This is a genomic window from Streptomyces sp. NPDC029041, assembly GCF_040637515.1.
Classification (GTDB): domain Bacteria; phylum Actinomycetota; class Actinomycetes; order Streptomycetales; family Streptomycetaceae; genus Streptomyces.
In genome coordinates, this window is sequence record NZ_JBEZWO010000009.1 from 64,920 (window position 1) to 89,294 (window position 24,375).

The 24,375-nt window shown below is 70.8% G+C and carries 24 protein-coding genes; 14 read left to right on the top strand and 10 right to left on the bottom strand.

Annotation, left to right across the window (positions count from 1 at the left end):
- Genes grpE through AB0F04_RS24135 form a run of 3 tightly spaced genes read right to left on the bottom strand, consistent with a single transcriptional unit; the run spans position 1 to position 3,071 of the window.
- The gene (grpE, locus tag AB0F04_RS24125) at positions 1–618 is read right to left on the bottom strand and encodes a nucleotide exchange factor GrpE (protein WP_362044398.1); all 618 of its coding nucleotides are present in this window, start codon (positions 616–618) and stop codon (positions 1–3) included.
- Between the two features lie 9 nt (positions 619–627).
- Positions 628–2,538 (bottom strand): molecular chaperone DnaK, encoded by a 1,911-nt coding sequence (dnaK, locus tag AB0F04_RS24130; RefSeq protein WP_362044400.1) that lies wholly within the window; start codon positions 2,536–2,538, stop codon positions 628–630.
- A gap of 44 nt (positions 2,539–2,582) precedes the next feature.
- The gene (locus AB0F04_RS24135) at positions 2,583–3,071 is read right to left on the bottom strand and encodes a general stress protein (RefSeq protein WP_362044402.1); all 489 of its coding nucleotides are present in this window, start codon (positions 3,069–3,071) and stop codon (positions 2,583–2,585) included.
- Positions 3,072–3,292: 221 nt separating this feature from the next.
- On the opposite strand from AB0F04_RS24135, the gene AB0F04_RS24140 reads away from it, so the two are divergent.
- A complete protein-coding gene (locus tag AB0F04_RS24140) occupies positions 3,293–5,065 on the top strand; it encodes a helix-turn-helix domain-containing protein (protein ID WP_362044404.1) in 1,773 nt (590 codons plus the stop codon).
- A 259-nt stretch (positions 5,066–5,324) separates the two neighbouring features.
- Here the strand turns inward: AB0F04_RS24140 and AB0F04_RS24145 are convergent, their stop codons facing one another.
- Both AB0F04_RS24145 and AB0F04_RS24150 read right to left on the bottom strand, forming a co-directional pair.
- Positions 5,325–6,503, bottom strand: a complete 1,179-nt coding sequence (locus AB0F04_RS24145; protein ID WP_362044406.1) for an acyl-CoA dehydrogenase family protein — start codon at positions 6,501–6,503, stop codon at positions 5,325–5,327.
- A gap of 76 nt (positions 6,504–6,579) precedes the next feature.
- On the bottom strand, positions 6,580–6,954 hold the full coding sequence (locus AB0F04_RS24150; protein WP_062931270.1) for a ferredoxin: 375 nt from the start codon (positions 6,952–6,954) through the stop codon (positions 6,580–6,582).
- Between the two features lie 118 nt (positions 6,955–7,072).
- Here AB0F04_RS24150 and AB0F04_RS24155 point away from each other — a divergent pair, with 118 nt between their 5' ends.
- The 8 genes from AB0F04_RS24155 to AB0F04_RS24190 all read left to right on the top strand — a co-directional run bounded on the left by AB0F04_RS24155 (position 7,073) and on the right by AB0F04_RS24190 (position 14,161).
- Positions 7,073–7,432 carry a DUF6479 family protein gene (locus AB0F04_RS24155; protein WP_362044408.1) on the top strand — a complete coding sequence of 120 codons (360 nt, stop codon included), beginning with the start codon at positions 7,073–7,075 and terminating at the stop codon, positions 7,430–7,432.
- A 48-nt stretch (positions 7,433–7,480) separates the two neighbouring features.
- The gene (locus tag AB0F04_RS24160) at positions 7,481–7,834 is read left to right on the top strand and encodes a hypothetical protein (RefSeq protein ID WP_362044410.1); all 354 of its coding nucleotides are present in this window, start codon (positions 7,481–7,483) and stop codon (positions 7,832–7,834) included.
- Between the two features lie 188 nt (positions 7,835–8,022).
- Positions 8,023–8,529: a SigE family RNA polymerase sigma factor gene (locus AB0F04_RS24165; RefSeq protein ID WP_362044412.1), complete on the top strand. Its 507-nt coding sequence runs from the start codon at positions 8,023–8,025 to the stop codon at positions 8,527–8,529.
- Positions 8,530–8,540: 11 nt separating this feature from the next.
- Complete coding sequence (locus AB0F04_RS24170; RefSeq protein ID WP_362044414.1) at positions 8,541–9,080, top strand: cellulase; 540 nt, start codon at positions 8,541–8,543, stop codon at positions 9,078–9,080.
- A gap of 138 nt (positions 9,081–9,218) precedes the next feature.
- Positions 9,219–10,493 carry a bifunctional glycosyltransferase family 2/GtrA family protein gene (locus tag AB0F04_RS24175; protein ID WP_362044416.1) on the top strand — a complete coding sequence of 425 codons (1,275 nt, stop codon included), beginning with the start codon at positions 9,219–9,221 and terminating at the stop codon, positions 10,491–10,493.
- A complete protein-coding gene (locus AB0F04_RS24180; protein ID WP_362044418.1) occupies positions 10,490–11,752 on the top strand; it encodes a hypothetical protein in 1,263 nt (420 codons plus the stop codon). The genes AB0F04_RS24175 and AB0F04_RS24180 overlap by 4 nt, the downstream gene beginning before the upstream one ends.
- Positions 11,753–11,873: 121 nt before the next feature.
- On the top strand, positions 11,874–13,538 hold the full coding sequence (locus tag AB0F04_RS24185) for an allantoin permease (RefSeq protein WP_362044419.1): 1,665 nt from the start codon (positions 11,874–11,876) through the stop codon (positions 13,536–13,538).
- Between the two features lie 167 nt (positions 13,539–13,705).
- Positions 13,706–14,161: a hypothetical protein gene (locus tag AB0F04_RS24190; protein WP_362044421.1), complete on the top strand. Its 456-nt coding sequence runs from the start codon at positions 13,706–13,708 to the stop codon at positions 14,159–14,161.
- A gap of 168 nt (positions 14,162–14,329) precedes the next feature.
- Here the strand turns inward: AB0F04_RS24190 and AB0F04_RS24195 are convergent, their stop codons facing one another.
- Positions 14,330–14,911: a hypothetical protein gene (locus AB0F04_RS24195; RefSeq protein WP_362044423.1), complete on the bottom strand. Its 582-nt coding sequence runs from the start codon at positions 14,909–14,911 to the stop codon at positions 14,330–14,332.
- A gap of 113 nt (positions 14,912–15,024) precedes the next feature.
- A complete protein-coding gene (locus AB0F04_RS24200) occupies positions 15,025–16,125 on the bottom strand; it encodes a winged helix DNA-binding domain-containing protein (RefSeq protein ID WP_362044425.1) in 1,101 nt (366 codons plus the stop codon).
- 435 nt (positions 16,126–16,560) lie between these two features.
- On the opposite strand from AB0F04_RS24200, the gene AB0F04_RS24205 reads away from it, so the two are divergent.
- Positions 16,561–17,790: an acyl-CoA dehydrogenase family protein gene (locus AB0F04_RS24205; RefSeq protein ID WP_362044427.1), complete on the top strand. Its 1,230-nt coding sequence runs from the start codon at positions 16,561–16,563 to the stop codon at positions 17,788–17,790.
- A 109-nt stretch (positions 17,791–17,899) separates the two neighbouring features.
- Positions 17,900–18,427 (top strand): DUF6174 domain-containing protein, encoded by a 528-nt coding sequence (locus tag AB0F04_RS24210; RefSeq protein WP_362044429.1) that lies wholly within the window; start codon positions 17,900–17,902, stop codon positions 18,425–18,427.
- Positions 18,428–18,449: 22 nt separating this feature from the next.
- On the opposite strand, the gene AB0F04_RS24215 is transcribed toward AB0F04_RS24210, so the two are convergent.
- Together AB0F04_RS24215 and AB0F04_RS24220 are read right to left on the bottom strand one after the other, a co-directional pair.
- Positions 18,450–19,040, bottom strand: a complete 591-nt coding sequence (locus AB0F04_RS24215) for a hemerythrin domain-containing protein (protein ID WP_362044431.1) — start codon at positions 19,038–19,040, stop codon at positions 18,450–18,452.
- An 11-nt stretch (positions 19,041–19,051) separates the two neighbouring features.
- Positions 19,052–20,251, bottom strand: a complete 1,200-nt coding sequence (locus AB0F04_RS24220; RefSeq protein WP_362044432.1) for a hypothetical protein — start codon at positions 20,249–20,251, stop codon at positions 19,052–19,054.
- Between the two features lie 245 nt (positions 20,252–20,496).
- Here AB0F04_RS24220 and AB0F04_RS24225 point away from each other — a divergent pair, with 245 nt between their 5' ends.
- Positions 20,497–20,847, top strand: a complete 351-nt coding sequence (locus AB0F04_RS24225; RefSeq protein WP_362044906.1) for a hypothetical protein — start codon at positions 20,497–20,499, stop codon at positions 20,845–20,847.
- Between the two features lie 16 nt (positions 20,848–20,863).
- Here AB0F04_RS24225 and AB0F04_RS24230 read toward each other — a convergent pair whose 3' ends face one another.
- Positions 20,864–21,958, bottom strand: a complete 1,095-nt coding sequence (locus tag AB0F04_RS24230) for a glutamate--cysteine ligase (protein ID WP_362044434.1) — start codon at positions 21,956–21,958, stop codon at positions 20,864–20,866.
- A 327-nt stretch (positions 21,959–22,285) separates the two neighbouring features.
- Here AB0F04_RS24230 and ctaD point away from each other — a divergent pair, with 327 nt between their 5' ends.
- Positions 22,286–23,998 carry a cytochrome c oxidase subunit I gene (ctaD, locus tag AB0F04_RS24235; protein ID WP_362044436.1) on the top strand — a complete coding sequence of 571 codons (1,713 nt, stop codon included), beginning with the start codon at positions 22,286–22,288 and terminating at the stop codon, positions 23,996–23,998.
- A gap of 23 nt (positions 23,999–24,021) precedes the next feature.
- Entirely contained in the window at positions 24,022–24,369 is a 348-nt protein-coding gene (locus AB0F04_RS24240; protein ID WP_362044438.1) for a hypothetical protein, read from the top strand.
- The last annotated feature ends 6 nt before the right edge of the window (positions 24,370–24,375 follow it).

Below are 24,375 nucleotides of genomic sequence, written 5' to 3' on the forward strand. Positions count from 1 at the left end.
TCACTCCCGCTTCGCGACCGTCACAGCGGTGGGCCTGAGCTGGCGTTCGCCGTCCCCATAGCCCGGGCGGAGCACCTCGACGACCGTGCCCGGTGGGGCGTCGGGGTCCTGGACCACGCCGACCACCTCATGCAGGGCCGGGTCGAAGGCGACGCCGGTCTCCGCGTGCCGAGGGTAACCGAGCAGTTCGAGGACGTTCACCCCCTGGTCGCGGACCGCCCGGACGCCCTCCACGATCGCACCGGGATCGGATCCGGCATGAGTCAGGGCGAGTTCGAGGTTGTCCAGGACGGGCAGGAAGGCGGCGGCCGTGCGGGACCGCTCGGACGTCCGCTCCCGCTCCAGTTCCCTGGCATGGCGCTTGCGGAGGTTGTCGAGGTCGGCGAGCGCGCGCCGCCAGCGGTCCTCGAGTTCCTTGAGCTCGGCCGTGTGCTCGTCCTCGGACGGGGTGGGGCCGCCAGCCGCGTCCGGGCCGGGTTCCTCGTCCGTGTCAGGCCCCGTCCCGGCCGGCGGGACCGAGCGCGAAAGATCCCCTCGGGGAGGGCGTACGGCGCCCTCCGGAGCCGGGTCGGCCGGGTCCGGCACGGCCGGGTCGGATTCCCTGGGGTGGATCGGCATGGCGGTTCCTCAGTCCTTGTCGAACTCGGCATCGATGACGTCGTCGTCACCGCCACCGCCGCTCGGGCCGCCGCCGGTCGGGCCGCCCCCGGTGGTGTCCTGGTCGGGACCGCCCGTGGTGGCGCCGCCCTGATGTGCCGACAGCCCTGACAGCACCTGCTGCAGTTCAGAGGTCAGGGGCCGCGCCCGCTCCACGCCTGCCTCCTCCTTGACCGCCGCCCGGGCATCCGACACCAGCATCTCGGCGCGTGCCTTCTCGTGCGCGGGTGCGGCGTCGCCCAGCTCGGCGAGGCGCTTGTCGACCTGGTATGCGACGGCGTCGAGCTCGTTGCGGGCGTCGACGGCCTCGCGCAGAGCCTGGTCCTGGCCCTGGTTGCGCTCAGCCTCCTGGACCATGCGCTCGACCTCACTGCGGTCCAGGTTGGAGCTCTCGGTGATGGTGATGCCCTGTTCCTTACCGGTGTCCCGGTCTCGGGCCTTGACGTTGAGAATGCCGTTGGCGTCGATGTCGAAGGTGACCTCGACCTGTGGCTCGCCACGCGGCGCCGGGCGGATGTCGGTGAGCTGGAAGCGGCCGAGCACCCGGTTGTCGGCGGCCAGCTCGCGCTCGCCCTGGAGGACGACGATGTCGACGGCAGGCTGGTTGTCCTCGGCGGTGGAGAAGGTCTCGGTGCGACGCACGGGAATGGTGGTGTTCCGCTCGATGATCTTCGTCATCACGCCGCCGCGCGTCTCGACACCCAGCGACAGGGGCGTGACATCGAGCAGCAGGACGTCCTTGACCTCGCCCTTGAGCACCCCGGCCTGGATCGCGGCGCCCAGGGCCACGACCTCGTCGGGGTTGACGCTCATGTTGGGTTCCTTGCCGCCGGTCAGCCGACGCACCAGCGCCTGGACGGCGGGGATGCGGGTGGAACCGCCGACGAGGATGACCTCGTCGATGTCGCTCTCGCCGACCTTGGCGTCGGCCATGGCCTGCTGCACCGGCTCCAGGCAACGCTCCACCAGGTCGCCGGTGATCTGCTCGAAAGTGGACCGCATGACGGAGTCGGTGAGGTGCTTGGGGCCCGAGGCGTCGGCGGTGATGAACGGCAGGCTGACCTGCGTCTGCGTCACCGAACTGAGCTCGGTCTTGGCCTTCTCCGCCGCTTCGAACAATCGTTGCAGCGCCTGCGGGTCCTTGCGCAGGTCGATGCCGTTCTCCTTCTGGAAGTCGTCCGCGAGGTAATCCACCAGACGCCGGTCGAAGTCGTCGCCGCCCAGATGGCTGTCACCCGCCGTGGAACGCACCTCCACGACGCCGTCGCCGACGTCGAGGATGCTCACGTCGAAGGTGCCGCCGCCCAGGTCGAAGACGAGGACGGTCTCGTGCTCCTTCTTGTCCATGCCGTACGCGAGGGCAGCCGCGGTCGGCTCGTTGATGATCCGCAGCACCTCCAGTCCCGCGATCCGCCCGGCGTCCTTCGTGGCGGTGCGCTGGGCGTCGTTGAAGTAGGCGGGCACCGTGATGACCGCCTCCGTGACCCGCTCCCCCAGCTGCTTGGAAGCGTCGTCGGCGAGCTTGCGCAGCACCTGGGCACTGATCTCCTCAGGCGCGTACAGCTTGTCGCGCACCTTGAAGCGGGCTGCTCCGCCGTCGCCCTCGACGATGTCGTACGCCACCGCCCTGGCCTCGTCGGAGATCTCGTCGAAATGCCGGCCGATGAACCGCTTGGCCGAGTAGATGGTGCCCTTGGGGTTGAGGATCGCCTGGCGCCGGGCCAGCTGGCCCACCAGCCGTTCCCCGGTGTCGGTGAAGGCGACCACGGAGGGTGTCGTACGGTTGCCCTCGCTGTTGGGCACGACGGAAGGCTCGCCGCCCTCCCACACGGCGATCACCGAGTTCGTGGTGCCCAGGTCGATGCCCACTGCCTTGGCCATGAGGAACTCCTCCCGGTGCGGCGGCATGCGCCGGCACGGATCGTTCAGGTATGGGCGGGTCGTCCGCCGGCGCCGGTGGGCCGCAATCCGCCGAGCAGCCGTACGGCCTCGTCGGCGACCGCTTCGTCCACGACGACGTCGTACCGGCTGGGCTGCATCGAGCGGACGGAGGCGAAGTCCCGGCGGCCGCCCTGCAGGGCGTACAACAACAGGCCGAACAGCGCGCCCACGATCGCTCCGAAAATCAGGCCGTAGAGGGCGACGAGCAAGGCGGACACGAGCGGGTCCACCCAGTCGACCAGGCCGAAGAGCCAGCCGATCAGCGCACCCGGGAGGGCCCCGCTCGCCGCTCCGTGCAAGGCGGCCCTGGCGTAGTCCATACGGCCGACGACCTGCTCGACGAGGCGGACGTCCTGGCCGATGATGGCCACCCTCTGCACGGGGAACCCCTGGTCCGAGAGGTGGTCGACGGCGCGTTCGGCTTCCTGGTACGTCTCGTACATGGCCACGGTCCTACGAGGCTGCTCGCTCATCGCCAAGTCCCTCCTGCCGGTGTGCACGGCGGCCCCCGGCACGCCCCAGACTCGCGAACCGAGGAGCTGTACGCCTGCACCCGGCAGGTCAAAGAACAACGGAGCCCGTCCCCCCACGAGCACGAGACCAGACTCCGGACATTTCGGGTACGTTGGTCGGGGACGGCGTAGAGGAAGGGACGCGGTCACCTCTGTGATGGCTCAGGGAAGGGAGTAATCCCATGGCCGGCGGCCGGGGCCGGGGTGCGCACCGACGCTGTCCCGACCGGGAAGGCAGTCTTCCGCCGGGCCGTCTGGGGCAGCACCCCACGATCTCGCGGAGAGGGGTCCACCAGCCCCTTTCCACCCTGGCATCCCACAAACTCCCGGCAGTCTCTCGCGCCCTGTTCGACACCCTGGACGAGAGTGAGATCCTGCGCTTGGCCATGGACCACGTGTCGACCGTCGGCCCGTACCGAGCCGAGGCCGGATACCTCAAGGTGCACGGCCAGTTGGTCCCCAGCCCGCACGGCAGGCCGGACCATGCGCCAACCGTCGACCGGACGGTACGAGAGCTGACGGGACGAGACGGCCCAGTGGTCGTCCCGGGCCGGTCACGGGGCCGGGCCCTGGCCCTGCACGGACCCGGCGGACTGCACGGCTACCTCGTCGTGACGTCTCGCACCCGGCCCACCCGTGCGCAGCACTTCCTGCTCGTCACACTGGTACGCCTCACCGCCGCGGCCCTGTCGGTCGCCGTCGCGCACCGCCTCCAACAGGAAGGCGCGCTGGAGCTGCACCGACTGCGACAAGAACGGGCAACCCTCCAGCAGCGGCTGATCTCCCTCGTGGTCGAGGTGGGATATCAGCAGGCCGTACACGAGGCCCTCGCCGAGGTCGCGGCCGCGGGCGGCGGCGAGAAGGCCATCACCGGCGCACTGCATGCGCTCACCGGATTTCCCGTGCTGGTGGAAGACCGCTTCGGCCGACTGCGGTCCTGGACCGGTCCCGGCCGACCCGACCCCTATCCGGAACCGGACCCCGCCCGCCATGAGGAGATGCTCCAGGGTGTCGCCAGGAGAGGCGGCCCCGTGCGGATCAAGGACCGGCTGATCTCCCTGGTACGCCCCCGCGGTGAGGTCCTCGGAGTCCTGGCCCTGGTCGATCCCCGGAACGAGGCCGACGAGTACACCGTGTTCGCGCTGGAGCACGCCGCCACGTCACTCGCCCTGGAACTGTCGCACCTGCGCCACCTGGCGGGGGTGGAGCTGCGCCTGCGGCGCGAACTGGTTGACGATCTTCTGGCGGGCACGGACGAGGCGAGCGCCTACGCCCGGTCCGAGGCGGTCGGACACGACCTGCACCGCATCCAGTACGTGGTCGTCGTGCAGTGGAGGAGCCAGGTCTCGGACGACGCTTTCGCGCGGACCGTGGACCGGGCGGCCTCGGCCGTGGGCATGCCGTCGCTGGTGACTCGGCGCTCCGACCACGTGGTCCTGGTCGCCGAGGGCAGGCCCCACGACCACGCCTTGTACGAGACGCTCGCCCGGGAGACCGGAGAACCGGACGGGACGATCGGGGTGAGCGCCCGCTGCGACACCCCGGACGGCATCCCCGGCCGCTACCAAGAGGCACTGCGTGCCCTGGAGGTACGCCGCCGGTCCCGAAGTCGATACGGCACGACGTTCTTCGACGATCTGGGCCTCTACCGCATCCTGGGACCCGGTAACGAGTACCGGGAGCTGGAGGCGTTCGTTCAGGAATGGCTCGGACAGCTCGTCGACTACGACGGCCGGCACCGTACGGCGCTCGTGGAGACCCTCTCCCGGTACTTCGACTGCGGCGGCAACTACGCCGAGACCGCCGAATCCCTCGCGATCCACCGCAGCACCCTTCGCTACCGGCTCCAGCGCATCCGCGAGATCAGCGGCCATGACCTCACGAACGTGGAGGAGCGCCTCAACCTGCAGGTCGCGACCCGGGTGTGGAAGATCATGCTGGGCGGACCCGGTTGAGGCGCCCACGGGCGATGGGCCCGCGCTCAGCTGTCCCCGTCGCCGTGGGGAGCAGGCTGCACTCCGCCGAATTGACTCGTCAAGAATCACTCAGGCGCCGACAGCGGCATGAACCTCGGAATCCCGTACCCCCGGGACCGATCGAACGCGGTCCGAGCCACATGCATCGAGGAGATGCGTCGGCATCTCTGACAACACCCGTGATCTTGGTGCCAGCTATCCCTCTTTTGTGCCAACTAAAAATCCTTATCACACCTCGTCAGCGCCGAACCCTCGGCATCCCCAGCCCGATCCACGAGATGATCTCGCGCTGGATCTCGTTGTTGCCGCCGCCGAAGGTGAAGATGACCGCCGAGCGGTACCCGCGTTCGAGTTCGCCGTGCAGGACCGCCCCGGCCGAGCCCTCCTTCAGGGCACCGGGGGCCGCGACGATCTCCATGAGCCAGGCGTAGGCGTCGCGCCGGGCCTCCGAACCGTAGACCTTGACCGCGGAGGCGTCCTGCGGAGTGAGGGTGCCGTCCTGGACCGCGCCGACCATCTGCCGGTTGAGGAGTTTGAGGGCCTCCAGCCGGACGTGGGTGCGGGCCAGGAGGCGGCGTACCCAGGGCAGGTCGGCAACGCGGCGGCCGTCGGTGAGCTTGGTCTCCGTCGCCCAGCGCCGCACGTCGTGCAGGGCGCGGATCGCCATGGTGCCGTGAGCGGCCAGGGTCACACGCTCGTGGTTGAGCTGGTTGGTGATCAGCCGCCAGCCCTGGTTCTCGGCACCGACCCGGCGCGAGACGGGGACACGGACGTTCTCGTAGTAACTGGCGGTGGTGTCGTGCGAGGCGAGGGTGTTGATCAGGGTGCAGGAGTAGCCGGGGTCGGAGGTCGGCACCAGGAGCATGGTGATGCCCTTGTGCGGCGGTGCCTCGGGGTCGGTGCGCACGGCCAGCCACACCCAGTCGGCCGTGTCGCCGTTGGTCGTCCAGATCTTCTGGCCGTCGACGACGTACTCGTCGCCTTCCCGTACCGCCCTGGTGCGCAGGGACGCGAGGTCGGTGCCGGCGCCGGGCTCGCTGTAGCCGATGGCGAAGTCGATCTCGCCGGAGAGGATCTTCGGCAGGAAGTACGCCTTCTGTTCGTCGGTGCCGTACGCCATGATCGTCGGACCCACGGTGTTCAGCGCCATGAGCGGCAGCGGGACACCGGCCTGGGCGGCCTCGTCGAAGAAGATGAACTGCTCCATGGCCGTCAGGCCGCGCCCGCCGTACTCCTTCGGCCAGCCCACGCCGAGCCAGCCGTCCCTGCCGAGCCGCCGGATGGTCTCGCGGTAGAACCGCTTCCGGACGGCCGGGTCGCCGTGCCGGGCGTACGCCTGGTCCGGGACCAGTCCGGCGAAGTAGGACCGCAGTTCGGTGCGCAGCCGCTGCTGCTCGGGCGTGTATTCGAGGTGCACGGCGCCTCCAGGCTCCCAAGGCCGGTCCTGTCGGCGCACACCGTAGAACGTGTTTCAGAAATTGGGAATGGCGTCGTCAGTTCAGCGTGGCGAGGAAGTCCGTGCACGCCCGTGCGCAGGCGCGGCAGGCCGCCGCCGAGTCCTCCGCTCCCGGTTGCCGGTCGAAGACGTGGGCGGCCTCCAGGCACACGGTCCGGCACCACTCCACCTGGACCCGGATGGTGCCTTCGTCCACCTGGTTCTGCTCGGACAGCACACGGCAGGTCGCGTCGCAGACCTCCGCGCACATGATGCCCTTGCGTCGTACGAGTTCCTGATTCTCGGTGCCGTCGGGATCCACGAGGCTGGCGCGCAGCGCACACGCCCGCGCGCACTCGGTACACGCCTGCGCACAGGCGAAGCGGTCCTCCAGGAACCGGAACAGCTCCTGCTGGGATGTCGTCGAAGTCACACAGCGCGGGTAGCCCCGGTCGACGCCGGTCAAACCGGTGTTTCCGGCGGACCACCAGTCATGGGCTCCGGGCGCAGGGGCCCGGGTTCATACGGAGGACCAGGGGTACCCGCGGGCCATGACTGACGCATGGATGGAGATGGCCGCGGGCGGCGACGCCCCCGGCTTCGGGTTCGTCGTGACGGGTCTGGTGGTCCTGGTCCTGCTGCTGGGCGCCTTCATCCTGGGCCTGCGGCACAAGCGCCGGCGCCCGCCGCGGCCCGACGAACAGCCCAGGCTGCCCGACGGCGGACCGGTCCGCGAGACGCTGGAGCGCCGCGAGCCGGACGAGATGCCGAGAAGCGAGGAGCGTCTGACGCCGCACGAGCTGAAGACCCACGGCAATCAGAGCGACCGGACCAGCGCCTCACAGGAACGCCCGCGCTGGAACGAGGGCAGCAGCGGCGGCTTCGGCAGCGGCGGCCCGGGAGCAAGCTGACCCCTCGCCCGGCTCGCACAGCACGTCGTACACAGGGAAGTGAGAACCATGGCCGATTCCGCCCGCAGCACCCTGCCACTGCCTGACTACGACCATCTGCCGATCGGCGGCCTGGAGAGCCGTGTGCGGTCGCTGTCGGGGGACGAGGTCGAGCAACTGCTGGCGTACGAGCGGTCGCACGCCGACCGGCTGCCGGTGACCCGGCTGCTGGGCTCGCGGCTGGACCAGCTGCGCGCGGGCGCCGAGCCGACGTCGGGCGACCCGAACGCCCTGCGCCCCGAGACGGGCCGGGGCGCTCAGGGAGGCTCGCCCGTGTCGCCGGCGACGTCGCCGCAGCCGCACAGCCCGCCGCCGCACGGTACGCCCGACCAGCCCGCCCAGCCGAAGGGCGACCGCACCTAGGGCGACCGCACGCGGGAAGCCCGCGCCTGCCCGCGGAAGGGGCCCGTGCCTGTGCACGGGCCCCTTCCGCGTGCCCGGAAGCCGAAGCCGTCGAGGTGAGGTGGATCACAGGCCTTGAGTGCATCGTGGAGCGGGGGCCGGCGTCTTTTGAGGGGTGTAGGGGGCCACTGAGACGCAGGACGGTGAGGATGGAGCAGTTTCGGGCGGACGGCTTCGACGAGTTCGCGGCCGCCCGTTGGTCGGCGCTGCTCCATGTCGCGCGTCTGCTCACGGGCGGCGACCGGCAGCGGGCCGAGGATCTGGTGCAGGAGGCCTTGGTCAAGCTGTGGTTCGCCTGGCCGAAGGTGGCCGAACAGGCTCCCGAGGCGTATGTCCGGACGGTGCTGGTGCGGCTGGCGGCCCGCTCGGCGCGGCGGCGCTGGTGGGGGGAGCGCCCGGTGGAGCACCTGCCCGACCGGGCCGAACCGGGCGACGTGTCGTCCGCCGTGGCGGAACGTTCGCGGCTGGAGGAGGCACTGGCCCAGCTGTCTCCGAAGCAGCGGGCGGCGGTGGTGCTGCGCTATTACGAGGACCTGCCCGAGGCCCAGGTCGCCCAGGCCCTGGGGTGCCCGGTGGGCACCGCACGGTCCCATGCGTCACGCGGAGTCGCCCGGCTCCGCCAGATCCTGTCCGACACCGTCAGGCCCGTGGGGTGAAAGGAGTACCGATGGACGACTTCGAGCGGGACCTGTCGCGGCTGATGCGCGACACCCGGCAGCACACCCCCTACGAGCCCGCGCACCGGCAGCGGCTGCACGCGGGCATCCGGGCCCGCCGCCGGTCGCGGTTGCTGTGGAAGGCGGGCGGCTCGGCCGTGGCGGTGGCCGGGCTCAGCGTCGGACTGGCCCTGCTGCCCAGCATGTTCACCCGCGCCCAGCCCGCGGACCACCGGCCGCAGCCGGTGACGAGCCCGACGGCCTCGCCGGACAGCACCCCGACGAGCCCGGCCCCGGCGCCGAGCACGACCCCGACCGAGCTGCCCGAGACGACCCTGCCCGCGACCACGACCACAACCACAACCACCACCGGCGGCATCACCCCGTCCGGGAGGACGACCGAGCCGGCCGACCCCGCACCGACCACCAGGGCCTCCGAGAGCCGGGCCACGCCGACAGCGCCCGCGCCACCTCCCTCCTCCGCACCGGCGACGGCTCCGCCGTCGGCTCCGTACTCCGAAGAGCCCTCCGCATCGGTCTACCCCGAGTAGCCGCCTGAGCGGCCCTTCCCACCAGGGGCACCCTCGCCCCGACCTTTTCGACGCTCCACCCGTCACGGGCGCCTTCGGCATGCCCGAAACCGGCGCTCGGGCATGCCCCCACGCCAGAAAAGAGACCGTGAGACAGCCATGCGAACCGTATTGCGGTCGGTCCTGAACGACCGCCCGGCAACCGAACCATCCGCGTTGCCCCGCCGCGCGCCCCTGCCGGCCCACCACCCGGACCCCGTCCTGGACGTGGTCGTTCCGGTGTACAACGAGGAGAACGACCTCGAACCCTGCGTCCGGCGTCTGCACGCCCACCTCGGCGAGACCTTCCCTTACGCCTTCCGCATCACCATCGCCGACAACGCCAGCACCGACGCGACGCCGCGGATCGCCGCCCGACTGGCCGCGGAGCTGCCCGGCACGGACTGGATCCGGCTGGCGGAAAAGGGGCGGGGGCGGGCGCTGCACACCGCGTGGTCACGCTCCCGCGCCCCGGTACTGGCGTATCTGGACGTGGACCAGTCCACCGACCTCGCGGCGCTGCTGCCGCTGGTCGCGCCGCTGATCTCGGGCCACTCGGACATCGCCATCGGCACGCGCCTGGCCCGCGGCTCGCGGGTGGTGCGCGGGCCGAAGCGGGAGATCATCTCCCGCTGCTACAACGGGCTGCTGCGCGGCACGCTCGCGGTGGGCTTCTCCGACGCGCAGTGCGGGTTCAAGGCGGTGCGGCGGGACGTCGCCGAGCGGCTGCTGCCGCTGGTGGAGGACCGCGAGTGGTTCTTCGACACCGAGTTGCTGGTCATCGCCGAACGGGCGGGTCTGAGGATCCACGAGGTGCCGGTGGACTGGGTGGACGACCCCGACAGCCGGGTCCACATCCTCGCCACGGCGCTGGCCGATCTGCGGGGCATGGCAAGGATCGGCGGAGCCCTGGCCCGCGGCAGACTGCCGCTGTCCGCGCTGCGCCGCAGCGGCGGTGACCTGGCCGGGGAGCTGCCCTCGGGTCTGGCCGGGCAGGTGGTGCGTTTCGCCGCCGTCGGTGCCGCCAGCACCCTGTGCTATCTGCTGCTGTACACGGTGCTCAGACCGGCGACAGGAGCGCAGGCCGCCAACGCGCTCGCCCTGCTCGCCAGCGCGATCGCCAACACGGCGGCCAACCGGCGGGTCACCTTCGGTGTGCGGGGCCGTGGCGGCGCGCTGCGCCACCACCTCAAGGGCCTCGCCGCCTTCCTGATCGGACTGGCCCTGACGAGCGGTTCGCTCGCCCTGCTCCACCACACCGGGCCCGGGGCCGGCCGCGGAGCCGAGCTCATCGCTCTGGTCGCCGCCAACCTGGCCGCGACGCTGCTGCGCTTCCTCCTCCTGCGGGCGTGGGTGTTCCCGGCCCGCCGCACGACAGGACCCTCCGCCCCATGAGCACCGTCCAGCTGCGCCGTCCGCCCGCCGGAGCCGCACCGCCCGAAGTCCCGGACAGGGCACGGCGGTTCCGGCGCAGGCTGTACGCCGCCGCCGCGCGCTCCGGGCCCGTGCTGCTGACGTACGGCGTGCTGAAGCTGGCCGGCTTCGGCGTCTTCATGTTCCTGCTGGACTCCGCGGGCGACTTCCGGAAGAAGGACCCGCGCTTCGGCGGCGGCGAGCGCGCCTGGGACGTCCTGGCCAGCTGGGACGGCTGGTGGTACCAGCAGATCGCCGCGCACGGGTACGACCCGGCCCTGAAACCGATCCCGGGGGCGACGGGCCTGATCACGCTGGAGGGCAACTCGGCGGCGTTCTTCCCGCTGTACCCGACGCTGATGAGACTGGTCTCGGAGTGCACCGGACTCGGCCTGTACGGCGCCGGCATGACGGTCTCCGTCATCGCCTCGTTCGCCGCCGCGCTCGGCATCCACACCGTGACCAAACGTTTCGGCGGTCACCGGGCCGGCCTGGTCGCGGCCGGGCTGTGGGCGGTCTGGCCCGGCTCGGGCACGGAGTGGTCGGGCTACTCGGAATCCCTGTACACGGCCCTCGCCGCGTGGGCCTGTCACGCGGTCATGACCCGGCGCTGGCTCACGGCCGGTCTGCTGACCTGTGCGGCAGGGCTGTGCCGGCCCACCGCCGTGGCGCTCGTCGCCGCCCTCGCCGTCGCGGCGGTGCTGTCCCTGCGCCGGTGCGAGGACGGGGTCCGGCGTCCGCTGGCCGCTGTGGCGATCGCGCCCCTGGGTCTGTTCGGCTACCTCGGCTGGGTCAACTACCGCATGGGCGACATCAACGGCTACTCCGAACTCCAGGACGGCGCCTGGGCCCACAGGTTCGACTGGGGAGCCCACACGTTCGACGTGCTGACATCCCTCCCCGTCGGACACTTCGACTATCTCTTCGCCAGGGCCTTCGAGGACGTCATCGGCGTCTGCGTCGTGCTGGCGGTGCCGGTGCTGACGGTGCTGCTGCTGCGTCTGCGCCCGCCGGCCGTCCTCGTCGTCCATACGGTGCTGTCGTACCTCATGGTGATGACGACCCAGCAGATCTTCGGCAACGTCTCGCGCTATCTGCTGCCCCTCTTCCCGCTGTTCGTCCCTCTCGCCCTCGCGATGAGCCGTCTCGGATGGCCGTCCCTGGTCACGGTCCTCGGCACAGCCGCGCTGGCCTCCGGGTCGTACGCGGGGTACGTGCTCTTCGAACTCGGCGTGCCGTAGCCGCCGTCGACGGTGAGATGCCTCCGAAACATTCCCTTCACCCAGGAAGTATTTAGGGGTAACGACCGCTGCCTACCGTGCCTGCCTTGTCAGTCCCCAACCCGCAGCAAGGAGGCGTGGCATGAGTGCCGAGCCACGACTGGCCGCAGTAGCCGAGCCGGAACCCGCACCGCAGGCGGCACCTGGCACGGACCAGGCCGTCAAGGAGACCCTCGAGGACTACACGCTCCGCTTCGCTCCGCGCAGTTACCGGCGCTGGACCCCGATGGTGGTGGCGACGACCGCGCTCGGCGGCATCGCCTACATGGCCGACTTCTCCATCGGGGCAGGCATCGCACTGGCCCATGGCACCGGCAACGCGCTCCTCGCGATCGCCGTCGCCGCCGTCGTCATCTTCGTGACCGGCTTCCCGCTGGCCTACTACGGCGCCCGCTACAACATCGACCTGGACCTGATCACCCGCGGCTCCGGCTTCGGCTACTTCGGCTCGGTCCTCACCAGCGTCATCTTCGCCAGCTTCACCTTCATCTTCTTCGCCCTGGAAGGCTCGATCATGGCCCAGGGTTTGAAACTGGGCCTCGGGCTGCCGCTCTGGCTGGGCTACCTGGTCTCCACGCTGATGGTGATCCCCCTGGTGATCTACGGCATGAAGGCGCTGAGCAAGCTCCAGGTGTGGACCACCCCGATCTGGCTGCTGCTGATGGTCGGCCCGCTGGTCTATCTGGTCGCCACCGACCCGGGCACCGTCGACCGCTTCCTCTCCTACGCGGGCACCGACGGGGACGGCGGCATCGACACCGCCTCCGTGCTGCTCGGTGCGGGCGTGTGCCTGTCGCTGATCGCGCAGATCGGCGAGCAGATCGACTACCTGCGCTTCATGCCGCCCAAAACCGAGGCGAACAAGCGCAGTTGGTGGACGGCCGTGGTGATGGCCGGCCCGGGCTGGGTGGTGCTGGGCGCACTCAAGCAGGCCATCGGCGTGTTCCTCGCGGTGTACATCATCGCCGAGGTCGGCGCCTCCGCCGCGCCCGAGCCGATCCAGCAGTTCAAGGGCGCCTTCGACGCGATGATGCCGTCCTGGCTCGTCGTCCCCCTCGCCGTGGTACTGGTCGTCATCAGCCAGATCAAGATCAACGTGACGAACGCGTACTCCGGCTCCCTCGCGTGGACCAACTCCTTCACCCGGGTCACGAAGCGCTACCCGGGCCGGATGGTCTTCGTCCTGGTGAACCTGGGCTTCGCGCTGGCCCTGATGGAGGCCGACATGTTCAGCTTCCTCAACAGCATCCTGGGCTTCTACTCGAACTGCGCGATCGCCTGGGTGGTCACCGTGGCCACCGACATCGGCATCAACAAGTACGTCCTGAAGCTGTCCCCGCACGCCCCCGAGTTCCGCCGCGGCATGCTCTACGCCGTCAACCCCGTCGGGGTCGTGGCCTTCACCGCCGCATCGGGGCTGTCCATCGCCATGTACTTCCACGCCCTCGGCGACACACTCCAGCCGTACTCCCCCGTCGCCGCGGCCGTCATCGCCTTCGTCCTCACACCACTGATGGCTGTCGTCACCAAGGGCCGGTACTACCTGCGCCGCACCGACGACGGCATCGCCGAGCCGCTGCTGGACGAGGACGGCAACCCCAGCGCCGTCGCCTACGAGTGTCATGTGTGCCGGCAGCAGTTCGAGCGGCCGGACGTGGCTGCCTGCCGGACGCACGACGCGGTCGTGTGCTCGCTGTGCCTGAGCACCGACAAGGTCGGTGACCACGTCCTGCCGGCCACGGTCTGAGCGGTGCGGCGGGAGCGCGGCCGGGCCCTCCCGTCTCACGGCACGTTCCAAGTCGGTCTCGGACGCGCTGTCCGCGACCGGACGAGGGGTGACTCCCGTGCCCGGGCGGCATACTGATCTCGCGCTGCGCAGTGATCAGGAGACGGCCGGAAAGGGGATGACGGCACGTGACCACAGAAGAGCCGGACGGGCGGGAAACCCCCCACGAGCCGCCCGGCGTTCCCCCGGTCCGCGACGACGTGTGGCTGAGGTTCCTCACGGACAGCGAGTCCGCCATACGCGTCTCCGCTCCCAGGGAGCCCTCGGCCGAGGAGCGGGCTGCGGGGCGGCAGCTCCAGCCCCCTTACGCCGTGGGTGATCTGTGGCAGCCCGAGGACCTCTGGGTCCGGGTGGCGTGGCGGGACCTGGACCGCCGCGCCAAGGTCCGGCGCGCGGGTCGGGTGGCCGCCACGGCTGCCGCCGTCGCCCTGGCCCTCGGAGCCTGGTCCCAGCTCTCCACCGGTGCGGGCCCCGGCCACCGGCCCGGCGAGACCACGGTGCGGCAGGTCGAGGGTGCGACGGCGCGACTGGCCACGGCCACACCCGTCCCGTCCCCGGCACCCCTCCAGCAGCCGTCCCGATAGCTCAAGCAGGCCTGGGGCGGTTCCAGCGCGCCGGCCACTCGCACCGCCCCCCGCGCTCGCCCTGCCGGACATGCCCGCGCCACGATCGGCTCCCGGGGGGACCGGCACCGGAATCCGTCACAGGGGCCGCAAGCACACCGAAAAGCAGGTACCGCTGGACCGCGGCGTTCACCCCGTCTTCCAGCCCCTCCGCGCGTCGATCCGCTCCCACTCCGCGTCCCACTGGGACATGCGGCGCCGGTCGAGGCCCAGGCGGGTCAGCCAGGTGGCTCCCAGTACCGCGGCGCCCGTGGAGATCCCGGCGAGCGCGCCGCCCATGGCGGTGTGCAGCCAGGCCTCGCCGCCGGACACGGGCGCGGTCGTGAGGTCACCGCTCCGGTTCACCCACACGGTCAGGGTGCTTCCGGCGGGTGCTCTCGCCGGTACCCGGGCCTCCTCCCGGTGCGTGGAGCCGTCGGGCGCGGTCCACCGCACCTTGCCCCACACCCGGTGGTCGCTCGCCTCTCGGGCCGGTGACGGACCGGGCGCGTCCTCGACGACCGTCGCCCGGACCTGGCGGCTCTCGGCCCGCTGCCGCTCGACGGCCTGCTCGACCGTGCCCGCCGCGAGCAGGCCCGCGATGATCCCGCCCAGCAGGGCGAGCACCCAGCCCGCGAGCACGATCCAGGCTTCGACGACGTCGACGCGCCGTTTGAGCACGTTGCGCCGCCACCGCCACCACCGCACGGTCACACGTTCTGACGCTTCCATGGGCCGACACCCCCTCATGAGCACCGGCAGCACCCTTCCAGTGTGCGCCTGTCGGCCGGGAACGCCCGCCGATCAACGCCGGACATGCACATTCCGGGCGGCGCGAATCCGGGTCAGCCGGGAGAGGCCGCGATGTGTACCCGGTCGCTCTCGTCCCCGGAGAGGAAGGAGGCCATCGCCCGCCCCTCCTCGGCGACGGCCGTGCGGTCGGCCCGGGAGAAGCGGCGCAACGGGGTGACGTGCACCGTGCCCTCCTCGACGGTCCAGGTCGCGGTGACTCTGCCGTCGACCAGGACGACTCGGGCGCCGGCGACGGACAGATGACGGTGCTCGTCGTCGATGATCCGGCTGCGGTCGTGATATCCGAGGATCGCGTTGTCGAACGCCGGCAGGAACCTCACCGGCGCCGGGGTGCCGGGATCGGGGCGGGGCGCTTCGGGGAGGTCGAGCAGTTCGCGGCCCCGTTCGTCGCGGAAGGCGACGAGTTCCCCGCGGAGGGCGGAGACCGCGGCGGGCAGTCCGGCGAGACCGCACCAGGCGCGCAGGTCGGCCGGGGCGGCTGGGCCGAACGCGGCCAGGTAGCGCCGTACCAGCGCCCGGCCCACGGGGTCGGAGACGTCCGGGGAGGGCGGGTCGATCTCGCGGCCGAGCCAGGAGGAGAGGAGTGCATAGCGCGCACCCCCTCGGGTGCGCCACAGGCCGCGCGGCGGCACCTGGACCGTCGGGAGGAGGGCCGCGACCAGCATCTCGCCCAGGGGCCGCGGCTGCGCCCCGGGCCGGCGGCCGGCGACGGCTCGTGCGAGGCCGGGCATGGAGCGGGGTTCACCGTCGGCCATGACCTCGCGGCCCGCCGCCGCCAGTTCAGCGGGATCGATTCCGTCGAGTTCGCGCCGGTACACGCCGAGGACCCGCTGCCGGAGCATGGCGCCGTGGCGGGAACGCCAGGCCACGGCGTCGTCGGCGGTGACGAGATGGACGGTGCGGCGCATGAGGTGGGTGCGCACGACGCGGCGCCCGGTCAGCAGGTCCGACAGCTCCGCCGGGTCGAAGGCCCGCAGCCGCGACCACAGGCCGGGGAACGGCTCCTGCGGTTCCTGCGCCTGGAGACCGCACAGGTGCGCGACCGCGTCGAGGACCGGCAGATCGGCACGCTCGAGGAGCAACTGCCGGGCCAGGGTGGCACGGTTGAGCGCCCGGGCGTCGAGAACGGTCATCGGAGCACCTCGGCCTTCGCGTCGTGTGCCGACCCGCGGTCCAGGTGTCCGGGCGGCTTGCGCGCTCACGGTCGCACGGAATGCGGTCAGTTCGTGTCCGCGTCCTGTGTCGGGGTGTCCGGCCGCCCGGTCTCAGACCCGGGGGGCCGACGGTGGCCGGAAGCCTGCCCGGCGCGACCGCCCCGCGCGGCGGATGTGCATCGCCGCCATCGTCCTGACCCCTGCACGAGGCCGCCTACGCTGCCGAGGTGGTGCGTGGCGGCATCCTCTCCGCGGACCGCGCGCCGCCATTCCCTACGTTCCCTATCGAATTACTAGGAAAGTATTGACGGGACCTTGCGCTCCTGCGCAGGATGATGCGGATGGCCCACACATCTTTCCCGCCCGTGATGCTCAACACCCCATTCCGCGTACGAACTTGAGGAGATTTCAGCGATGGGCGTTGCCCTGGCGCCGTCCGGCCCCGCCGCGGAGTTCGACCAGTCGGGGACCGGCAGCGCGCACTGGTCGCGCGTGGCACGCGAGACGGCGGAGGACCTGGCGACGGACGCCGTCGCCCGGGATCAGGCGGGCAAGCCCCCCTTCGACGAGGTGTCCCGGCTGCGCGAGTCCGGGCTGCTGACCCTCCTGCTCCCCCGCGAACTCGGGGGCGGCGGCGCCGACTGGACCCAGGCGTACGCCGTGGTCCGGGAGATCGCGGCGGCCGACGGCGCCATCGGGCAGCTCCTCGGCTGTCACTACTTCACGTCCTGGAGCGTCCGGTCGTTCGCCGATCCCGCCCTCACCGCCCGGCTGGAGCGGCGGTCCGCAGCGGAGCAGTGGTGCTGGGGCGGCGGCCTGGCCCGCCAGGAACCGGCGCTGACACTCACTCCGGACACACGCGGGTACGTTCTGAACGGGCGGCAGAGCTACGCCGCGGGCGTTCTGGTCGCCGACCGCCTCGCCGTGCGCGCAGTGCGGGCCGGAACCGGTGAACCCTTCGCCGTCGTGGTCGATCCCGCCCGCGCGGGTGTGGTCGTCGACGGTGACACCGACCCCTTCGGTCAGCGGCTGGCGGCTGGCGGCAGCGCGGAGTTCGACGCCGTGCCCGTCGCCGCCGCGGACGTGCTGGGCTCCCTGTCGGCGGACGAGGACGTCCTGTCACCCCTGACGGCCCTGGTGTCACCGGTCGGTCGTCTGCTGTCGGCGCAGCTGCGGCTCGGCATGGCGGAGGGCGTGCTCGCCGAGGCCCGTGAGTACAGCAGGTCCGGCCCCTCGCACCGGCATCCGGACTGGCCGGTGGGTTCCCCCCGGGATCCACAGGTGCTGACGGCGTACGGGGAGCTCACCGTGCTCACCCGCTCGGCGTCCGCACTCGCCGACGAGGCACGCCGGGCCGTGCAGGGCGGGCTGGACCGCGGCGAGGACCTCACCTACGAGGAGTACGCGGAGATCGCGGTCCTGGTGGCCATGGCCGAGGCCGCCGCCTCCAAGGCCGCCCAGGAGTCCACCGCTCGCGCCCTGGACATCATCGGCGCCCGCTCCGCTTCCGCCCGCCTCGGCTTCGACCGGTTCTGGCGCAACGCCCGGACGCATACCCTGTACGAGCCCGTCGGCCACCGGCTCCAGGACGTCGGGGACTACTTCCTCAACGGGGCGCACCCCCCGTTCGTCCTTCCCGTCTGACCACGCGACGACCGACGGCAGGCCATGCGTGCCGCTCGGGTCGCCGAGGCCGCCGAACGTTCTCCGGGCGGCCCGCGTCACAGTGGTGACCGTCGAAGGGACCTCCACCATGACTGCCCCAGCCCGAGCCGTTCTCGGCGCCGTACTGATCGGAGGGATCGTCTGTGCGGTCGCCGCCTGCGGCACCGCGACATCGGCGTCCCCCGAGGCGGAAGGCGCACCCGGACATGTCCGGGGCGACTGGCGGGAGCCCGCCTCCTACACCTACACGCTCCGGTCGAGCGAGGGGGAGCGAAGCCTGCTCGGCACCTTCCGGATCTCGGTCCGCGACGGTGTTGTCGTGAGGGCGGTGGGCCTGGACGACTCCGCGCGCAGGGCGGTCGAGAGCGCACCCGACGCCGTGCCCACGCTCGGCGAGCTCCTCGCGGAGCTGGAGCAGGCGCGCCGGGACGACGCGGACACGGCCGAGGCGAGGTACGCGGCCGACGGACACCCTGTGCGCATCGTCCTGGACTGGGAGGAGAACGCAGTCGACGACGAAGCGCACTACGACATCACCGCCTACGAGCCCGCGGACACCAAGGGCACGGGGAGCACCCGGAGCACCGGGGACACGACCGACGCCCGGCGGACCTGACGCCGCCGGCTCCGCGCGGAGTTCAGTCCTTGCCCATCGCCTTGCGGACGGCGTCCTTCGTGCGGTCCACGAGGGCCGCGACGGGACCGAGGGCCACATTGGCCTTGGCGGACTCGACGCCGGGGTGCGGACGGGTGGGTGCCATGGCCTCGGCGGCCTTCACCGCCCTGGCCAACGTGGCGAGGCCGTCGGCGTCGGTGCTGCGGCGCAGGTGCGTGAACTCGTAGCGTTCCTCCGCCCGGGCGTGCTCCTGCACGTCCTTGCGCAGCTTCATCAGCTGGAGCATGAACTTCGGGTCGTCGGTGTCCAGTTCGTCCAGAGCGGCCAGGGTCTCCTTGGCCGCCTTCTCCTCGGCGAGCCGGTCCTCCACCACCTGTTCGCCACCGGGCAGGGACCGCCGGGCGAAGGGGTGGACGACCTCTTCCTCCGCGGTCTCGTGCACGGCCAGCAGCCGCACCAGGCGCCGGAAGGCCTCCCGGCGTTCCTCACCCGTGCTGTGCTCGACCTCGTCGAAGAGGTTGCGGATGTCGCCGTGCTGGCGCATGAGGAGCGCGACCACGTCGGTGTCCGCGGCGCGGTCGTCACCGGCCTGGGGAGTGTGCGTCTCGGGCATGGTCGGTCGCCTCACTTCTCGCGCATCGCGGGGTCGGGGTGCTCGCCCTCGGTCTGCACGCGGTAGTCGCGGCCGAACATCTCGTCGTGCTGGACCATCACGCGCTCGCTGGGCGGCTCGTCACCGCCGTGAATCCGCTCCTGCATCGTCTCGAACCGCTCGTGCGCCTCGCGCACATATCCGGCGCCCAGCGTGGTCAGGTCCATCTGGGTGTCCAGCAGCTCGCGCACGTACTGCTTGTTCGGCTCGAAGGTGAGCACGTTCGGCAGCTCCGGGGCGAGGCACTCCTGCGGCTCCCGGCCGTCGTGGCGGCGCATCAGGTCGCAGGCCGTGTGCAGGTGTTCCAGCTCCATGTTCAGGTGCAGCTCCCAGATCGCCTTCACCTTGGGGTCGCTCTCCTGCTCCATGAAGGAGTAGTACAGGTAGCACTCGTTGTACTCGTGGTTGACGAGCTGCTCCCACCACGTCTCCCCCGGGTCGACGAGCGACTCGTAGTGGGTGACGTGCTCCTCCTCGATCAGCCCGATCTCCTGGTAGAGCTGGCGGGCGATGGGCTCCATGTAGGTGGGGCCGGTGTTCATGTAGAAGTTCATGGTCTGCTGCTCCGCCGCCATGATCGTCAGGGCGTGCAGCTTGGACAGCGGGTTCGTGCCGCTCTTGTCGTAGGGGTCACGGACGTTGTCGTACGGGTCACGGTGGTGGTACTTCGTCGGCCGGCCCGGCATCACCTCGGTGAGGTTGTCCACGATCGACTCCGCCTTGCGGTGCTCGATCATCTCGTAGAGGTTGGCGTACCGGTACAGATGGTCGAAGTCCTCCAGCACGCCGAACTGGTATGCCTGCTTCAGGTAGGGGTCCGGCTCCATGCGCGCCACCCAGGCCGTCAGATCCACCGCGACCTGCTCGTAGGCGATGGTCGTCTCCAGGACCGAGGACACCCCGGGCAGCAGCCAGTTGACCACCTTCTGCTGCTGCGCCTCGATGTAGCGGGTCCGGGCGAGCTGCCGCTTCACCTCCGGGTCGACGGTGTTGCGGGCGAGCTGGTGGCTGAAGAGGATCGCCTCGACCTCGATGCCGTTCATCGCGATGATCCGGCATCGGGTGTACGGGTCGCAGCGGTCGGGGTCGATGGGCTGCACGTTCAGCTCGCGCCAGCTGCGGAGCTGGCGGTCGAGCGGGATGCCCCTCTGTTCCAATGGGTTGAAACTCATGGACCGTCTCCTGGGGGTGTAGGGACTCGCGCGCCGACGGAGTGCCCCGCCAGGACCGAAGGGAACGGCTTCGCCTCCCCCACTCTTGCGGCCGGGGCGGTTTCCGGCCATCACGCATGCCCCGAACGGGTGCTCACCGCATGGGCCGGACGGCGCGGGAGCGTTGAGGCTTCGAGCGGCGACCCCCGGGTACTTCCATGGCGGAACGACCCGCCGACAAAGGAAACGGAGGAACGAAGGCCGTGGTGCTGTCCCATTCGCTCGATCGCGGAGTCCTCGTCATCACGGTCCACCAGGACCCCGGCATCGGCGGGCGCGCCACGCTCCTCACGAGGATCAGCGACCTCGTGCAGGCCTGCCGGCCGGCGCCCGTGGTCATCGTCCTCGACGAGCCGGCCGCCCGGAGCACGGTGGTCAGCGTGGTCCTCCGGGTCCATCACCTGTGCAGCAGGACGGGCACTCTGATGTCGGTCGCCACGCACAGTGCGCCCGTCCGCCGCGCACTCGAGGCGGACGCCGACACCGGCGGCACGCGACTGGTCATACACGCCCGCGCGGACACCGCTGTCGCCGCCGCCTACGCCGCGGTGGCCTGAGGAGCCGTTCCGGGCCTCACGGCATCGTGCTCTGCGCGCTGATCAGCTCGGTGACCGCGCGGAGACCGCCGTGCGCGAGGGCGGCGCGCTGCCGGTCCGCACCGGTCCCGTCCTGCAGCAGCCGGTGGATCAGGGACGTGACCTGCCGGGAGTCACCGGATGCCTCGAGGGCGGGCGCGACGTGCCGCAGGAATTCGTAGAGCACGTCGCCGGCCCGGTGCGGGGCGCCGACGGGATCGAGAAGGGTGTCTCCCAGACCGTGGCGGGCGGCGTGCCACATGGCGGCCTGCAACAGCTCGGGCGCGACGTCGGGCAGGGGCGCGTCGGCGGCCGCTTCCGCCAGGGCGGTCTCCACGAGGGCCCGGATGAGCGCGGCGAGCATCACCGCCTCGTCCGCGCGCAGCTGGACGTCCAGGCACCGGACCTCGATGGTGGGGTACGTGGCCGAGAGGCGGGCTTGCCAGTAGAGCTGACCGACGTCCGAGATCAGACCCGACTCCAGCAGCCGTTCCACGCGCCGGTCGTAGTCGGCGGCGTCCCGGAAGTGCGGGGGCATGCCGCTGACCGGCCACCGGCCGAAGATCACGGTGCGCCAGCTCGCGAAACCGGTGTCGTGGCCGTCCCAGAGCGGGGAGTTCGCCGCCATGGCCGTCAGCGTCGGCAACCGGTAACGGATCCGGTTCAGCACCTGCACGCCCGCTTCCCGGTCCGGCACGGCGACGTGCACGTGCGTACCGTTGACCAGTTGTTCCGCCACCAGTTGGGGTGCCTGGGTGACCATGGCCCGGTAGCGGGCCTGGTCGGTGACGGCGATGGGGCGGCCGTGCCGCAGCGGCGGGGTGCCGCAGACCCCGATCCGGCAGCCGTGCTGCTCGGCGGCACCGCCGACGGCGTGCCGCAACCGCAGCAGGTGGCCTCCGACCTCCTCCAGGGTGTCGCAGACCGGAGTGGCCACCTCGACCTGCGCCTGGAGCAGCTCGTACTGCACCTCCTGGTCCGTCACGAGGTGCCCCACGCCCGCAGCGGCGCGTACTTTGTCCGCCTGAGGTACCGGCAGACCCGTGACCGGGTCGAGCAGCAGGTATTCCTCTTCCACGCCGATCGTCGTCATCGACCACCCTCTGTTCCGCCCGGGGGCCGGGCCCGATCCCGGCGCGCGTCCGACGCGCCTTGAGAACCAAGGTCACCTCGGAGGCCCGATCGTGGCTGACCGAGTGCCGCGCTCGTGCCGTAACAAAACATGACACAGACGCAGAAAACGCTTGCATGCGGAAAGGCGTCGGCGCTCCGAGGGTGCCTGCCCCACCCCTGACGAATGGATCATTCCGCCGTTCAGAGCAAGGACACCCGAGAACAGACAAAGGGACCGAACCGCAGCGAATAGGTTTCCCCGGGGCGGATGGCCGTCCGTGCACCGTTGCTGCCGATCGAGGACCTGATGGCGACACACACTGAACCCGTTTCACCCGCACCCGCGGTCGAGCGCCGCGGCAGAGGGGAGGTGGTCGTCTCCTGGCTGACGACCACCGATCACAAGAAGATCGGGCACCTGTATCTGATCACGTCGTTCGGGTTCTTCCTGGTCGCCGGGGCACTGGCGATGCTCATCCGGGCCGAACTGGCCCGGCCGGGGCTGCAGATCGTCTCCGGCGAGCAGTACAACCAGGCGTTCACCATGCACGGCACGATCATGCTCCTGTTGTTCGCCACGCCCACCTTCGCCGGCTTCGCCAATGCCGTCATGCCCTTGCAGATCGGCTCACCCGACGTCGCGTTCCCGCGGCTGAACATGCTCTCGTACTGGCTGTTCCTCTTCGGCGGGCTGATCGTGCTCGGCAGCTTCCTCACCCCGCAGGGCTCGGCCGACTTCGGCTGGACCGCGTACACGCCGCTCAGCGGTGGGGAGCGCACGCCCCAGGTGGGCGGTGACCTGTGGATCATGGGGCTTGCGCTGTCCGGCTTCGGCACCATCCTCGGCTCCGTCAACTTCATCACCACCATCATCTGCATGCGCGCCCCGGGCATGACGATGTTCCGGATGCCGATCTTCACCTGGAACGTGCTGCTCACCTCGCTGCTGGTGCTGCTGGCCTTCCCGGTCCTGGCCGCCGCGCTGCTGGTGCTGGAAGCGGACCGGCGCTTCGGCGCGCAGGTGTTCAACGCGGAGAACGGGGGCGCGGTGCTGTGGCAGCACCTGTTCTGGTTCTTCGGCCACCCCGAGGTGTACATCCTCGCGCTGCCGTTCTTCGGCGTGATCACGGAGATCATCCCCGTCTTCGCCCGCAAGCCGATCTTCGGGTACACCGGTCTGATCGGCGCCACCGTCTCCATCGCCGGCCTCTCGGTGACGGTGTGGGCGCACCACATGTTCGCCACCGGCGCGGTGCTGCTGCCGTTCTTCTCCTTCATGACCTATTTGATCGCCGTACCGACGGGTGTGAAGTTCTTCAACTGGATCGGCACGATGTGGCGGGGTTCGCTGTCGTTCGAACCGCCCATGCTCTGGGCGATCGGCTTCCTGGTCACCTTCCTCTTCGGCGGCCTGACCGGCGTCATCCTGGGCTCCCCGCCGCTCGACTGGCACGTCACCGACAGCTACTTCGTGGTCGCCCACTTCCACTACGTGCTCTTCGGAACGATCGTGTTCGCGATGTTCGGCGGGTTCAGCTTCTGGTGGCCGAAGATGACCGGCACGATGCTCGACACGCGCTTGGAGAAGATCCACTTCTGGACGCTGTTCGTCGGCTTCCACACCACGTTCCTGGTCCAGCACTGGCTCGGCGCCGAGGGCATGCCCCGCCGCTACGCCGACTATCTGGCCGCCGACGGGTTCACCGCGCTCAACACCGTCTCCTCGATCGGTGCTTTCCTGCTCGGCCTTTCCACCCTGCCCTTCCTGTACAACGTGTGGCGGACGGCCCAGAAGGGCGAGAAGGTCGAGGTCGACGACCCCTGGGGCTACGGCCGCTCGCTGGAATGGGCCACGTCCTGCCCGCCGCCCCGCCACAACTTCCTCACCATGCCCAAGATCCGCTCCGAGTCGCCGGCCTTCGACCTGCGTCACCCGGACGTGGCGAGCCTGGACGAGGCGGAGAACACCGGTCAGCGCGATGTGATCGACGCCGAGGGGCACAAGGGCGAGCGGCTGTGAGACGGGGCAGGCAGCAGGTGCCCGTGGACGAGCCGCGCAACGCCCTGGCCGACGAGACCGAGGGCTTCCTTCTCGCCCACGTTCACCGCGAGGAGGCGCAGCGCGAAGCCGAGCAGCTCTGCGCACGCATGCCGTGGCTGACCACCGCCCAGACCGAGGAGATCACCGGCCACTATGTCCGCCGGCGTCTCGACGTGACCCGGCAGCTGATGCTCGGCACCGTGCGACGAGCCGACGAGCTGCGGCAGGAGTACGAGAGCCGCTACGCCCACCTCCGGCGCACGCTGCTCCGATGCCACGCGGCCGGTGCCTGCGCGGTCGTGGCGTGTGCCGCGGGGGCGGGGGCGCTGGCGGGTGTGCTGACCCGCTGAGCCGAG